This is a genomic window from Deltaproteobacteria bacterium, from assembly GCA_005879795.1.
Taxonomy (GTDB): Bacteria; Desulfobacterota; Binatia; order DP-6; family DP-6; genus DP-6.
The window spans coordinates 1-12,428 of record VBKJ01000148.1; the positions used below are offsets into that span (position 1 = coordinate 1).

The window sequence follows — 12,428 nt, forward strand, 5'->3', positions numbered from 1 at the left end:
TTACTCTTGGCGGCGAAGACCAGTGAAAGGGTGGAGGGTTTCTGGGAGGATGCCGCGTCACTCTCCTGGCGGTGTGCCACAGAGATGACGCTCGCTCGCGGGTCGACGTCTCCCAGCGCGGAGCGCTGCTGCGTTCCCGGTACGGACACTCGCCCGCCCGCTGCGAGCGGCGGTTTTCTCGCGGCGTGTGGCGGGGCTCGCCTGAGGCGGGCGATGGCCCTCGCGATGGCCAGCCGGTGCGGGGCGGGCGTGAGCGAGCCGTCCAGGGCCTCGGCCACCCGCCCCGGATCGAGGGAGGCGAGCGCGCCCGGGTCGGCGGCCAGGTCCGCAGCCCGGGCCACGATCTGCTCCGAGATGCGCGCGAGGGCCGGACGGGCCTCGCGCTCGAGGTCGAGGCCGTCGACTTCTTCGGGATGCGCCAGGAACTCGCGCTCCAAGGCGCGTGCCGCCTCGATCTGGGCGCGGAAGAGGGCCTCGATCGCCGCCGGGTCGAGGCCCCGCTCGGCGGCCCGCGCACGGACCGCGCCGAGGACGCGCGCCTCCTGCTCCGGATCCTCCACCGGCCGGCCCGTCTTCTGCTTGGCCGCGGCGACGGCCGGCATGAAGGCGAGCCGCAGGTCGACGAGCGCCAGGAGCGCTTCCAGATCCGACGCGAAGGCGGAGCGGGCGGCCGCGCGTGGCGCGCCGAGCCAGCGGGCGCGGAGCGCGGCGAGCGTCCCGTCGGCCTCGCGAGCGCGGAGCCAGGCATCGAGCTCGGCGACGAGCGCCGGATCGCGCCCGAGGTAGGCCTTCCGATCGCGGGTGAACGGCCCCAGACGGACGGCGCCGGGGAGCGCGAGCGCGTCCGCCTCGGCCTCGTCGGTCAGGATGGCATCCGCGGCCCCGCTCGCGAGCAGCTCCGCGAGCGCGCGGTTGTCGTTCGTCCGCACCAGCAGCGCGTGCGGGAAGAGGCGCGCGGCGACCCGCTCGAGGTGCCCGCCCGCGTTCACCCCGAGTCGGAGCCAGGAGCTGCGCGGGTCGAGCCGCTGGTGGGCGAGCACGACCGCCCCCGCCTCCGCGACCGGGCGCGTGAATACGCCCGCCACGGCCCGCTCCGGGCGGGCCGTGACGCCGCCCATCGCGAGGTCGAAGCGCCCCGCCGCGAGGTCCCGCGTCAGCTCCGGCCAGCGGAAGCGGACGAGCTCGAGGCGGCGGCCGCTGTCGCGCGCGAAGCGGCGTGCGACCTCGACGTCGAGCCCCTCGAGCGTGCCGTCGCGCGTGAGCGAGAAGGGCGAATAGTCGCCGCTCGTGCCGACACGGAGCGGCGGCAGCGCGGGCGGCGCGTGGAGGCACGCCGCGGCGAGGACGGCCAGCGCCGCCGCGCGCCTCACAGCCCGAGCACGTCGCGCATCGAGTAGAGGCCGGGAGGCCGTCCCGCCACCCAGCGCGCGGCGCGCAACGCGCCGCGCGCGAGGCAGTCGCGGCTCTGGGCACGGTGGACGAGCTCGAGGCGCTCGCCGAGGCCGCCGAAGACGACCGTATGGTCGCCGACGGCGTCGCCGGCGCGCAGCCCCACGATGCCGATCTCGTCGCGTGGCCGCTCGCCCACCAGCCCCTCCCGTGCGAGCCGCTTCGCCCGCTCGAAGTCCTGGCCGCGCGCCGCCGCCACCGCGCGCGCGAGCGCGAGGGCCGTGCCGCTCGGCGCGTCTGTCTTCGCGTGGTGGTGCAGCTCGACGATCTCGGCCTCGAAGCTCGTGTCGAGGAGGCGCGCGGCGAGGCTCACCAGCGCGGTCAGCACGGTCACCCCCACGCTCATGTTGGGCGCGAGCACGGTCCGGGTGCGGGCGGCGAGCGCGGCGAGCTCGCGCTGCTGGCCGGCGTCGAGGCCGGTGGTCCCGATCACCAACCCCGCGCCGCGCTCGGCCGCGAGGCGCGTGTGCGCGAGGGTCGCCGCGGGCGCCGTGAAGTCGAGGACCACCTGCTCCGCCCGGCAGACGGCGCCGAGGTCGTCGCCGACGCGCACGCCGACCGCCGCGCCGCCGGCCGCCTCGCCCGCGTCCCGTCCGACCGCCGGGTGGCCGGCCGCCTCGATCGCGCCCGCGACCCGCAGGCGCGGGTCCTCGCGCGCGAGCGCGACCAGGAGCCGGCCCATGCGCCCCGCCACGCCGCAGACGACGATGGGCAGCGCCCTCGGCGCGCTCGGCTCAGACGAGCTCGTACTCGTGCAGCACCGCCTCGAGCCTGATGCGCGCCCCCGGGCTCATGGACATGAGCGGGAGGCGGAACTCGTCGGCGCACCGGCCCATCATGCCGAGCGCGGTCTTCACCGGGATCGGGTTCACCTCGAGCGTGAGCGCCTGCATGAGGGGGAGCAGGCGGTGGTTCAGCATCCGGCTGCGCTCCAGGTCGCCCGCGAGGAGCGCGTCGGTCAGCTCGACGTAGGCGCGCGGCATCAGGTTGGCACCCACCGAGATCACGCCGTGGCCGCCCGCGGCCATGATGGGGAGCGTCAGGATGTCGTCGCCCGCGTAGACCCCGAAGTCCGGCCCCGACTCGTCGATGATCTCGAGCACCTGCGCCAGGTTCCCGCTCGCCTCCTTCACGCCCGCGATGTTCGGGATGTCCGCGAGGCGCGCGATCGTCTCGGGCGTGATGTTCGAGCCGGTGCGGCCCGGGATGTTGTAGAGGATGAGCGGCAGCCTGGTCGCGTCGGCGACCGCGGCATAGTGGCGGTAGATGCCGTCCTGCGTCGGCCTGTTGTAGTAGGGCGAGATCAGGAGGGCGGCGGCCGCGCCCGCCTCCTCCGCGCCGCGCGTGAGCCGGATGGCCTCCGCCGTCGAGTTGGAGCCGGTGCCCGCGATGACCGGCACGCGCCCGCGTGCGACGCGCACCACCTCGCGCACGACCGCGACGTGCTCCTCGTGCGTCAGGGTCGCGGCCTCGCCCGTCGACCCGCAGGGGACGAGGGCGTTGATGCCGCCCGCGATCTGCGCCTCGACCAGCGCGTCGAGGGCCTCGATGTCGACCTCGCCGGCGCGGAAGGGGGTGACCAGGGCCGTCATGGCGCCGGTGAGCATCGCTACACCTCCACCTGCCCCTCGAAGACCTCGACCGCGTCCCCGGTCATGAGAACCCGATCGTCGGGGCGCCAGTCGATCTCGAGCTCGCCGCCCCGGAGCGCCACGACCACCCGCCGGCCGCCTCGCCCCGTGCGCGCGGCGGCGACGGCGGCGGCGCACGCGCCCGTGCCGCACGCCATGGTCTCGCCCGCACCGCGCTCCCACACCCGCATCTCGAGCCGCTCCGGACCGAGGGCACGGACGAACTCGGTGTTCACGCCGCGCGGGAAGAACGGGTGGCGCGCGAAGCGGGGCCCCAGGTCGGCGAGGGGCAGGCCCGCGACGTCGCCATCCACGAACACGACGCAGTGCGGGTTCCCCATCGAGACGCAGGTGACGACGTAGCGGTGCCCGTCCACCTCGAGCGGGCGGTCGACGACCTCGCCGTCCGCGGCGACGGGAATCTGCCGGCCGTCCCACAGCGGCCGCCCCATGTCGACGCTGACGCGCGCCACGCGGCCGTCGCCGTTCAGTTCCGTCCGGACCGTCTTCACGCCCGCGTCGGTCTCGACGCGGAGCGGGTCGGCGGTGACGAGCCCCCGGTCGTGCACGAACTTGGCGAGCCCGCGGATGCCGTTGCCGCACATCTCGGCGCGGCTGCCGTCGGCGTTGTAGATGGTCATGCGGCAGTCGGCGGCTGCGGAGCTCTCGAGCAGGATGAGGCCGTCGGCGCCGATGCCGCGGCGGCGGTCGCAGAGGCGGGGCGCGAGCGCCGCGGGATCGCCCGGGAAGCCCGCGCGCGCATCGACGTAGACGAAATCGTTCGCCGTGCCGTGCAGCTTCGCGAAGCGGAGAATGGCCATGGCGCCGCGCCGAACCCTTACAATGCGCTGCGTTGCAGCGTCAACCGCGGTCGCCTCGACGCTCGTGGGACGCGCCCCGTTGCATTCGTCCGCCCGCGGATGATTCTCTGCGCCCCATGCTCTTGACGCCTGCCGACGCCGCGCTGGTGCGCGAGCGCTTCGGGACGCCGTGCTTCGTCTACGACCGCGCGGCGCTCGAGGCCGCTGCCCGCACCGCGCTCGCCTTCCCGCACGCCTTCGGGTTCACGCTGCGCTACGCGATGAAGGCGAACTCGAGCCACGCCGTGCTGGCGATCTTCCGCGACCTCGGCCTGCACATCGACGCGTCGAGCGATCCCGAGGTCGAGCGCGCACTGCGCGCCGGCTTCGCCCCCGGGCACATCCAGCTCACCGCGCAGGTGCCCTCGCGCCGGCTCGAGGAGTTCGTGGCTCTGGGCGTCCTCTACAACGCCTGCTCGCTCCACCAGCTCGACCGCTATGGCCGGGTGCTCCCCGGCCGCGACGTGACCATCCGGGTGAACCCGGGCCTCGGCAGCGGCTCGACCAACCGCACCAACACCGGCGGCCCCGCCGCGAGCTTCGGCATCTGGCACGCGCATTTGGACGAGGCGAAGGCGCTCGCCGCCCGCCACCGGCTCGTGGTCCGCGGGCTCCACACCCACATCGGCTCGGGCAGCGATCCGGCGGTGTGGATGCGCGTGGCGGGCCTGGTGCTCGAGATCGCGGAGCGGCTGCCCGCCGTCATCACGGTCAGCCTCGGCGGCGGCTTCAAGGTGGCGCGCGTCCCGGGCGAGCAGGCGACGGACCTCGCCGCCGTCGGGTCGGTCGTGCGGCAGGCGTTCGTCGGCTTCCATCGCCGCACCGGCCGCAGGCTCCATCTCGAGATCGAGCCGGGGACCTACCTCGTCGCCAACGCCGGCGTCGTGGTCGCCACCTGCGTCGACGTGGTCGACACCGGGCAGGACGGCTACCTCTTCGCCAAGCTCGACGCCGGCATGACGGAGGTGACCCGCGCCTCGCTCTACGGCGCGCAGCACCCGATCGCGGTGCTCGCGGAGGGGCGCCCGGCGGCGCGCGTCGTGTTCGTCGGCCCGTGCTGCGAGTCGGGCGACATCCTGACGCCCGCGCCGGGTGATCCCGAGGCGCTGGCGCCGCGCGAGGTGGCGCGGCCCGAGATCGGCGACCTCGTCGTCGTCGGCGGCGCGGGCGCGTACTGCGCCGCCATGAGCACCGGCAACTACAACTCCTATCCGCTCGCACCCGAGGTGCTGCGCGAGCCGGACGGAAGCCTCCGGCTGGTGCGGCGGCGGCAGAGCCTCGAGCAGATGCTCGCGAACGAGGTCGAGTAGCAGCGATCGGAAAGCGGCAGCCGCCGGGGCGCTACGGGGTCGCCGGCTCGGCGGCCGGCGCGCCCGGCGGATTCCCGTAGCGCACGTTCACCGGCCCCGCCGGCGCGCTCCGGTAGCCGTCGAGCGTCACGGCCGTGACCCGGTAGCGGTAGCGCTCGCCGGGGCGCACGTCCTTGTCGACCCATTCGAGGTGACGCTCCTTGCGGAAGCGCTGCTGGTCCTCGAGCATGACGGTGCCGATCTTCGCGAACCCGGGCGGCGCGCCCTCGCCCGCGGCGCGCTCGATCTCGAAGCCGCCCAGGTCGTTCATGCGGCCCCCGCCCGTGTAGTGCGTCGGCCGGAGCCAGGAGAGACGCACGCCCTCCGGGGTCACGATCGCGGCCAGGTTCTCGACCGCCTCGGGTTCGACCAGCTGGGGCGGGACGGGCCGCCCCTTGCGGCCGCAGGCCCCGAGCGCGCCGGCCAGCACGAGTAGCACGACCGCGGCGCGCCTCACGAGGCGTCCTCCCGTGCCGCGCGGGCGAGCTGGCGTGCGACCTCGCGCGGTGCGGTCCCGCCGACGACGCGGCGGCGCGCCACGGAGCGCGCGGGCGTCAGGCGCCGGACCAGCTCCGGGGTGAGATGCGGCGAGTGCCTGCGCAGGAGGTCCGCGTCCAGCTCCCGCAGCGACGTCCCGGTCGCGAGGCAGTGCCGCACGAGGCCGCCCACGATCGCGTGCGCGCGCCGGAAGGGAACGCCGCGCTCGACCAGCAGGTCGGCCAGGTCGGTGGCGAGGAGGAGGCCGTCGGCCGCGGCCGCCATGCGCGCGGTGCGGAAGCGCAGGTGCGGCAGCATCGCGGCCATCACGTCGAGCGACTGCCCGAGCGTGTCGGCGGCGTCGAAGAGCGGCGGCTTGTCCTCCTGCAGGTCCTTGTTGTACGCGAGCGGCAGCCCCTTCAGCGTGGTCAAGAGCGCCACCAGCGCGCCCGTCACGCGCCCCGTCTTGCCGCGCACCAGCTCGGCCACGTCCGGGTTCTTCTTCTGCGGCATCATCGAGCTGCCGGTCGCGAAGGCGTCGGGCAGCTCGATGAAGCCGAACTCCTCGCTCGCCCACAGGACGATCTCCTCGGCCAGGCGCGAGAGGTGCACGGCGCAGATCGCCGCGGCGGCGAGGAACTCCGCGGCCGCGTCGCGGTCGGCGACCGCGTCGACGCTGTTGGCGGTGACGCGCGCGAAGCCGAGCTGGCGCGCGACGAACCGCCGGTCGAGCGGGAAGCCCGCGCCCGCGAGCGCGCCGGCGCCGAGCGGCAGCTCGTCGGCGCGCGCGCGGCAGTCGCGGAGGCGGGTGCGGTCGCGCGCCAGCATCTCGCGATAGGCGAGGAGGTGGTGCGCCAGCAGGATCGGCTGCGCGCGCTGGAGGTGCGTGTAGCCGGGGAGGAGCGCATCGCGATGCCGCCGGGCGAGCGTGGCGAGCGCGCGCTGCACGCGCGCGAGCGCGGCGTCGAGGGCAGCGCACTCGGCGCGCAGCCAGAGGCGCAGATCGAGCGCCACCTGGTCGTTGCGGCTCCGGCCGGTGTGGAGCTTCCCGCCGACGGGCCCGACCAGCTCGGTGAGCCGCCGCTCGATCGCCATGTGGATGTCCTCGTCGGAGGGGAGGAAGCGGAAGCGCCCCGCGTCGAGCTCGCGGCGCACGCGCGCGAGCCCGCCCTCGAGGCGCGCGCCCTCGCGCCGGGTGAGCAGCCGCGCGCGCACCAGCGCGCGCACGTGGGCCACGCTCCCCGCGACGTCGTGCGGGTAGAGGCGGCGGTCGAAGGGCAGGGAGGTGGTGAAGGCCTCGGCCACGGAGGCCGCCGGCGCGGCGAAGCGTCCCGCCCACGCCTTCGGCGCCCGCGCCCTGGCGCGGCGGCGGGTCATCTCGCGTTGCGCTCGACGAGCGCCTTGATGCGGAGGCGCAGCCCCGAGAGGCGGATGAACCCGCCCGCATCCTCCTGGCGGTAGCCGCCCGCGTCGTCGAAGCTCACGAGCTTCGGGTCGTAGAGCGAGCGCGGCGCCTTCCGCCCGACGACGCACACGCTGCCACGGTAGAGGCGGAGCCGCGCCGTCCCGGTCACCGCGCGCGCGGCCTCGTCGATCGCAGCCTGCAGCATCACGCGCTCGGGGGCGAACCAGTAGCCGTAGTAGACCATCTCGGCGTAGCGCGGGGCGAGCGCATCGCGGAGGTGCAGGACTTCTCGGTCGAGGGTCAATGATTCGACGGCCTGGAAGGCCGCGCGCAGCACGGTGCCGCCGGGCGTCTCGTACACCCCGCGCGACTTGAGCCCGACGTAGCGGTTCTCGACCACGTCGACGCGCCCGACGCCGTGGGGGCCGGCGAGCGCGTTCAGGCGCGCGAGCAGGGCCGCCGGCCCGAGCCGCTCGCCGTTCACCGCCACGGGCACGCCCGCCTCGAGCTCGACCTCGATCTCCTCGGCCCGCTCCGCTGCGCGCTCGGGCGCGACGGTGAGCTGGAACATGTCCTCGTAGGGCGCCCGCCACGGGTCTTCGAGGAGGCCGCCCTCGTAGCTCACGTGGAGGAGGTTCCGGTCGCTCGAGTAGGGCTTCTCCGCCGTCGTCGTGATCGGGATGCGGTGCCGCTCGGCGTAGGCGATCAGGTCCGCGCGGCCTTTCATGTCCCACTCGCGCCAGGGCGCGATCACGGTCAGCTCGGGCGCGAGCGCGGCGTAGGCGAGCTCGAAGCGCACCTGGTCGTTGCCCTTGCCCGTCGCCCCGTGCGCGACCGCGTCGGCGCGCTCCTGGCGCGCGATCTCGATCTGCCGCCTGGCGATCAGCGGGCGGGCGATCGAGGTGCCGAGGAGGTACTGGTTCTCGTAGATCGCGCCGGCGCGGAACATCGGCAGGACGAAGTCACGCACGAACTCCTCGCGCAGGTCCTCGACGATCGTCTTCGTGGCGCCGGTGCGGCGCGCCTTCTCCTCCAGGCCGCCGAGCTCCTCGGCCTGGCCCAGGTCGGCGCAGAAGGCCACCACCTCCGCCTGGTGGCGCTCGACGAGCCAGCGCAGGATGACCGAGGTGTCGAGCCCGCCCGAATAGGCGAGGACGATGCGGCGCACCGGGGCGGCCATGGCCGCATGACCTACCACACGCCTCCCCGGGGGACCAACGCGGTTTCGACATTCAAGCCTCGTCGACAATCGGCCGAGACTCCGGGTGATGTCCGCCACCTCGCCCGCGCCCGTGGAGCGTCCCCTCTGGCTGACGGTTGCGGGCGCCTCGGCGGTGCTCCCGCTCGGCTGGGTCGCGTGGCTCGCCCTGGCCGCACTCGCGCCGTCGTTGCTTGCGGCGTACCTCGGGTCCGCGGGCGCCATGCTCGCGGTCGTCACCGTGGGCTGGCTCCTCGCGCGCTCGGCACCCGAGCCGAGCGAGGGGCTGCGCCGCTATCACCTCGACGAGGCGGAGGTGATCGCGATGGGACCGGGCAGGGCGGTGCGACGGCTCCCGTGGTCCCAGGTCGTGACGCTCACCGAGGCGCGGCACGCGCTCGTGCTCGAGGGCGGCGGCAGGCGCCTTCGTCTGCCGCTCGCCGCCCCGGTGCGCAGCGCGCTGCTCGGCCGGGTGGCCGCCGGCCTCGCCGCGGAGCTGTGGGCGCTCCTCGACGAGGGCGAGACCGTGCGCCTCGGCCCGCCGACCGATCCCCTGCCGCGCGCGCTCGCGTGGTGGGTCTACGCGCCGGCGCTGGCCGCCGGGCTCGGCGGGGCGGGGAGCGCCGGCCTCGCCGTGGCCCTCGTGGTGGCGCTCGCGGAACGTGGGGTGGCGAGCGCCAGGCGCCGCGCCGGCGCCGTCACCCTCGATGGGGGCGGCGTGCGCGTGGGCCGCGTCGTTGCGCCCTGGTCGGACGCCGAGGTGCGGCGCGCCGAGGGCGGGCTCCTGGTCCGGGCGCAGGACGGCGCGTGCGCGCTCGTGCCGGCCCGGGTCGCCAACTTCTGGGCGGCCGTGCCGGTGATCGAGACCAAGGCACAGCTCGGCCCCTACTCCGCCAGGGTGCGCTTCCGGGTGCGGCACGGCGACCGCGGGCTCGCGCTCGTGGGCGAGGTCGAGCCCACGGCGTAACTCTCAGCCGGCGCCGACGAGCCAGCACATGATCGCCTTCTGGACGTGGAGGCGGTTCTCGGCCTGGTCGAGGACCACCGACTGCGGGCCGTCGAGGACGGCGTCGGTGATCTCCTCGCCGCGGTGGGCGGGGAGGCAGTGCATGACGAGCGCGCGCGGGCCGGCGAGCGCGACCACGCGTTCGTTCACCTGGTAGGGGCGGAAGGCGTGGCGCCGGGCCTTCGCCTGGGCCTCCTGGCCCATGCTCGTCCACACGTCGGTGTAGACCACGTCGGCGCCCCGCGCCGCGCTCTCCACTTCGTGCGTGACGGTCGCGTGCGGCCCGGCTTCGGCGACGATCCTCGGGTCGGGCTCGTAGCCGGCCGGGCAGGCGAGAACGAAGTCGAAGCCCAGGCGCGCGGCGGCGTCCATCCACGAGTGGACCATGTTGTTGCCGTCGCCGATGAAGGCGACGCGCAGGCCGGCCAGCCGGCCACGGCGCTCGAGGAGCGTGAAGCAGTCGGAGAGGACCTGGCAGGGATGGTGCAGGTCGGAGAGGCCGTTGATGACCGGCACGCGCGCGCCGGCCGCGAGGTCGACCACGCTCTGGTGGAGGAACGTGCGCGCCATGACGAGGTCGACCCACCGTTCGAGGTTCCGGGCGATGTCGCGCGCCGACTCGCGCTCGCCGAGGCGGATGTCGCCGGGCGCGAGATGGATGGCGGCGCCGCCCAGCTGCACCATGCCGACCTCGAAGGTGACGCGCGTGCGCAGGCTCGGTTTCTCGAAGATCATGGCGAGCGTCCGTCCCGCGAGCAGCGGATGCGGCTTCCCGTCGCGCAGATCGGCCTTCAGACGCCCGGCGAGGGCGAGGATCGCCTCGATCTCCCCGGTGGCGAGGTCGGCGATGCGCAGGACGTCTCGCTTCATCAGTATTCCTCGCTCACGCTCGCGAATATTCCTCGCTCACGCTCGCGCGGCGAGCGCCCGCTCGAGGATCGCTAAGCCGTCGTCGACCTGCGCACGCGTGACGATGAGCGGCGGCAGGAAGCGGAGCACGCGCTCCGCCGTGCAGTTGATGAGGAGCCCGGCCTCGCGGCAGCGGTCCACGACCGGCGCGCCGGGCCGGTCGAGGACGGTGCCCAGCATGAGCCCCATGCCGCGCACCTCCCGGACGCCGTGCCGCCCGACGAGCGCCTCGAGGCGGCTCCGGAAGTGCTGCCCGACCCTGCGCACGTGCTCGAGGAGCTCCGGCTCGGCGAGCGCCCGGAGCGCCGCGATCGCGGCCGCGCACGCGACCGGGTTCCCGCCGAAGGTCGAGCCGTGCGCGCCGGGCGTGAAGGCGGCGGCGACGCGCTCCGTCGTGCACGTGGCGCCGATCGGCAGCCCGCCGCCGAGCGCCTTGGCGAGCGTCACGATGTCGGGCGTGATGCCGGCGTGCTCGTGTGCGAACAGCCGCCCCGTGCGCCCGAGGCCGCACTGGATCTCGTCGAGGATCAAGAGCACGTTCCGGCGGTCGGCGAGCGCGCGCAGCCCCGCCAGGTAGCCGGGCGCCGGCACGACGACGCCTCCCTCGCCCTGGATCGGCTCGACCATGATGGCGACCGTCTCATCGCGCACGGCGGCCTCCATGGCGGCGAGGTCGTCGTAGGGGACGAGGCGGATGCCGGGCAGGAGGGGGAGGAAGCCCGTGTGGTACTTCTCCTGGCCGGTCGCGGTGAGGGTCGCGAAGGTGCGCCCGTGGAAGGAGCCGGTGGTGGCCAGGATCTCGAAGCGGCCGCCGCCCTGCTCGGAGCCCCAGCGCCGCGCGAGCTTCATCGCGGCCTCGTTCGCCTCGGCGCCGCTGTTCGAGAGGAAGACGCGCTCGGCGAACGAGTGCCGGCAGAGGAGCGCGCACAGCTCGCTCGCGGGGAGCGTGTGGTAGACGTTGGAGGCGTGGAGCAGCGTCGCCGCCTGCGCCGTGACCGCCTCCACCACCGCGGGATGGCAGTGGCCCAGGTTGTTCACCGCGAGGCCGGCGAAGAAGTCGAGGTAGCGCTTGCCGTCCGCGTCCCACAGCTCCGCGCCGCGCCCGCGCACGAAGGCGACCGGCTGGCGCGCGTACACGCCCACCTCGTGCGCGGCGCTCAGCGCGATCACCTCGGCGTTGGTCAGTCTGCTCCCCTCACTCACGCGCTGGCGGCCCGGCCCCGGCTCCGCCGCGCCGTGCGGGGCAGGATCTCCGTGCCGACGCCGCGCGAGGTGAGCACCTCGAGCAGCACCGCGTGCCGCACGCGGCCGTCGATCACGTGGGCCTGCTTCACGCCGCCGCGGATCGCCTCGAGGCAGCACTCGACCTTGGGGATCATCCCGCCGGCGATCGTGCCGTCGCGGATCATGTCGCCCGCCGCGTCGGCGGGGAGTGTGTCGATGAGCGCGCCGTCGCGGCTCTTCACGCCCTCGACGTCGGTGAGCAGGATGAGCTTCTCCGCGCGCAGCGCCTCCGCCACCTTGCCGGCCACCACGTCGGCGTTGATGTTGTAGGTGACGCCGTCGGCATCGGCCGCCACCGGCGCGATCACCGGGATGAACCCCTGGAGCGCCTCGATGACGCGCGCGTTCACTCCTACCACCTCGCCGACCCGGCCCAGGTCGCCGCTCCGGTGCTTGCGCGCCACCAGCAGCTCGCCGTCCTTCCCCGAGAGCCCGACCGCGTTGCCGCCGTGGCGGTTCAAGAGCGCCACGATCTCCTTGTTGATCTTGCCGACCAGCACCATCTCGACGATGTCCATGGTGGCCGCGTCCGTCACCCGGAGCCCACGCACGAAACGCGGCTCGATGCCGGCCTTCTGGAGCGCCATGTCGATCTGCGGCCCACCCCCGTGCACGACCATGGGGTTCATGCCGACATATTTGAGAAGGGCGACGTCCTGCGCGAAGGAGTCCTTCAGCTCCTCGTCCTCCATCGCGTGGCCGCCGTACTTGATGACCAGCAGCTTGCCCGCGAAGCGGCGGATGTAGGGCAGGGCCTCGAGGAGGACGTCGGCCTTCTCGACCGGAGTCATCCGGGCCTTATGCCTCGCGCCGGTCAGGGGTACAACCCGCGCGCGAGAGCGGCGGCTCGACGAGCGTCG

Annotated in this window: 12 protein-coding genes; 2 read left to right on the top strand and 10 right to left on the bottom strand. The window is 74.6% G+C overall.

What is annotated here, in order from left to right; genetic code table 11:
- The 4 genes from E6J59_12015 to E6J59_12030 all read right to left on the bottom strand — a co-directional run.
- Positions 1 to 1,370 (bottom strand): transporter substrate-binding domain-containing protein (locus E6J59_12015; protein TMB19342.1); only part of this gene is annotated, 1,370 nt, incomplete at its 3' end.
- Positions 1,367 to 2,164, bottom strand: a complete 798-nt coding sequence (locus tag E6J59_12020) for a 4-hydroxy-tetrahydrodipicolinate reductase (GenBank protein TMB19343.1) — start codon at positions 2,162 to 2,164, stop codon at positions 1,367 to 1,369. The genes E6J59_12015 and E6J59_12020, both read right to left, overlap by 4 nt.
- Before the next feature lie 19 nt (positions 2,165 to 2,183).
- Positions 2,184 to 3,056: a 4-hydroxy-tetrahydrodipicolinate synthase gene (locus tag E6J59_12025; GenBank protein TMB19344.1), complete on the bottom strand. Its 873-nt coding sequence runs from the start codon at positions 3,054 to 3,056 to the stop codon at positions 2,184 to 2,186.
- Between the two features lie 2 nt (positions 3,057 to 3,058).
- Positions 3,059 to 3,901: a diaminopimelate epimerase gene (locus tag E6J59_12030; GenBank protein TMB19345.1), complete on the bottom strand. Its 843-nt coding sequence runs from the start codon at positions 3,899 to 3,901 to the stop codon at positions 3,059 to 3,061.
- Between the two features lie 116 nt (positions 3,902 to 4,017).
- On the opposite strand from E6J59_12030, the gene E6J59_12035 reads away from it, so the two are divergent.
- Entirely contained in the window at positions 4,018 to 5,250 is a 1,233-nt protein-coding gene (locus E6J59_12035) for a diaminopimelate decarboxylase (protein TMB19346.1), read from the top strand.
- 31 nt (positions 5,251 to 5,281) lie between these two features.
- On the opposite strand, the gene E6J59_12040 is transcribed toward E6J59_12035, so the two are convergent.
- Genes E6J59_12040 through E6J59_12050 form a run of 3 tightly spaced genes read right to left on the bottom strand, consistent with a single transcriptional unit; the run spans position 5,282 to position 8,351 of the window.
- The gene (locus tag E6J59_12040; protein TMB19347.1) at positions 5,282 to 5,746 is read right to left on the bottom strand and encodes a fibronectin type III domain-containing protein; all 465 of its coding nucleotides are present in this window, start codon (positions 5,744 to 5,746) and stop codon (positions 5,282 to 5,284) included.
- Positions 5,743 to 7,143, bottom strand: coding sequence for an argininosuccinate lyase (gene argH, locus E6J59_12045; GenBank protein ID TMB19348.1), 1,401 nt, complete (start codon positions 7,141 to 7,143; stop codon positions 5,743 to 5,745). Before argH ends, E6J59_12040 begins: the two co-directional genes overlap by 4 nt.
- Positions 7,140 to 8,351, bottom strand: a complete 1,212-nt coding sequence (locus E6J59_12050; protein ID TMB19349.1) for an argininosuccinate synthase — start codon at positions 8,349 to 8,351, stop codon at positions 7,140 to 7,142. Before E6J59_12050 ends, argH begins: the two co-directional genes overlap by 4 nt.
- A gap of 88 nt (positions 8,352 to 8,439) precedes the next feature.
- Between E6J59_12050 and E6J59_12055 the strand changes: the two genes are divergently transcribed.
- On the top strand, positions 8,440 to 9,336 hold the full coding sequence (locus E6J59_12055) for a hypothetical protein (GenBank protein TMB19350.1): 897 nt from the start codon (positions 8,440 to 8,442) through the stop codon (positions 9,334 to 9,336).
- A 3-nt stretch (positions 9,337 to 9,339) separates the two neighbouring features.
- On the opposite strand, the gene argF is transcribed toward E6J59_12055, so the two are convergent.
- Genes argF through argB form a run of 3 tightly spaced genes read right to left on the bottom strand, consistent with a single transcriptional unit; the run spans position 9,340 to position 12,359 of the window.
- Positions 9,340 to 10,245, bottom strand: a complete 906-nt coding sequence (gene argF, locus E6J59_12060) for an ornithine carbamoyltransferase (GenBank protein ID TMB19351.1) — start codon at positions 10,243 to 10,245, stop codon at positions 9,340 to 9,342.
- A 36-nt stretch (positions 10,246 to 10,281) separates the two neighbouring features.
- Complete coding sequence (locus E6J59_12065; protein ID TMB19373.1) at positions 10,282 to 11,469, bottom strand: acetylornithine transaminase; 1,188 nt, start codon at positions 11,467 to 11,469, stop codon at positions 10,282 to 10,284.
- Between the two features lie 14 nt (positions 11,470 to 11,483).
- Complete coding sequence (gene argB / locus E6J59_12070) at positions 11,484 to 12,359, bottom strand: acetylglutamate kinase (GenBank protein ID TMB19352.1); 876 nt, start codon at positions 12,357 to 12,359, stop codon at positions 11,484 to 11,486.
- Positions 12,360 to 12,428: the final 69 nt, after the last annotated feature.

Coding starts and splice junctions, on each gene's coding strand:
- E6J59_12035 (TMB19346.1), top strand. CDS start 4,018: ATGCTCTTGACGCCTGCCGACGCCGCGCTGGTGCGCGAGCGCTTCGGG.
- argF (TMB19351.1), bottom strand. CDS start 10,245: ATGAAGCGAGACGTCCTGCGCATCGCCGACCTCGCCACCGGGGAGATC.
- argH (TMB19348.1), bottom strand. CDS start 7,143: ATGACCCGCCGCCGCGCCAGGGCGCGGGCGCCGAAGGCGTGGGCGGGA.
- argB (TMB19352.1), bottom strand. CDS start 12,359: ATGACTCCGGTCGAGAAGGCCGACGTCCTCCTCGAGGCCCTGCCCTAC.
- E6J59_12025 (TMB19344.1), bottom strand. CDS start 3,056: ATGCTCACCGGCGCCATGACGGCCCTGGTCACCCCCTTCCGCGCCGGC.
- E6J59_12055 (TMB19350.1), top strand. CDS start 8,440: ATGTCCGCCACCTCGCCCGCGCCCGTGGAGCGTCCCCTCTGGCTGACG.
- E6J59_12030 (TMB19345.1), bottom strand. CDS start 3,901: ATGGCCATTCTCCGCTTCGCGAAGCTGCACGGCACGGCGAACGATTTC.
- E6J59_12050 (TMB19349.1), bottom strand. CDS start 8,351: ATGGCCGCCCCGGTGCGCCGCATCGTCCTCGCCTATTCGGGCGGGCTC.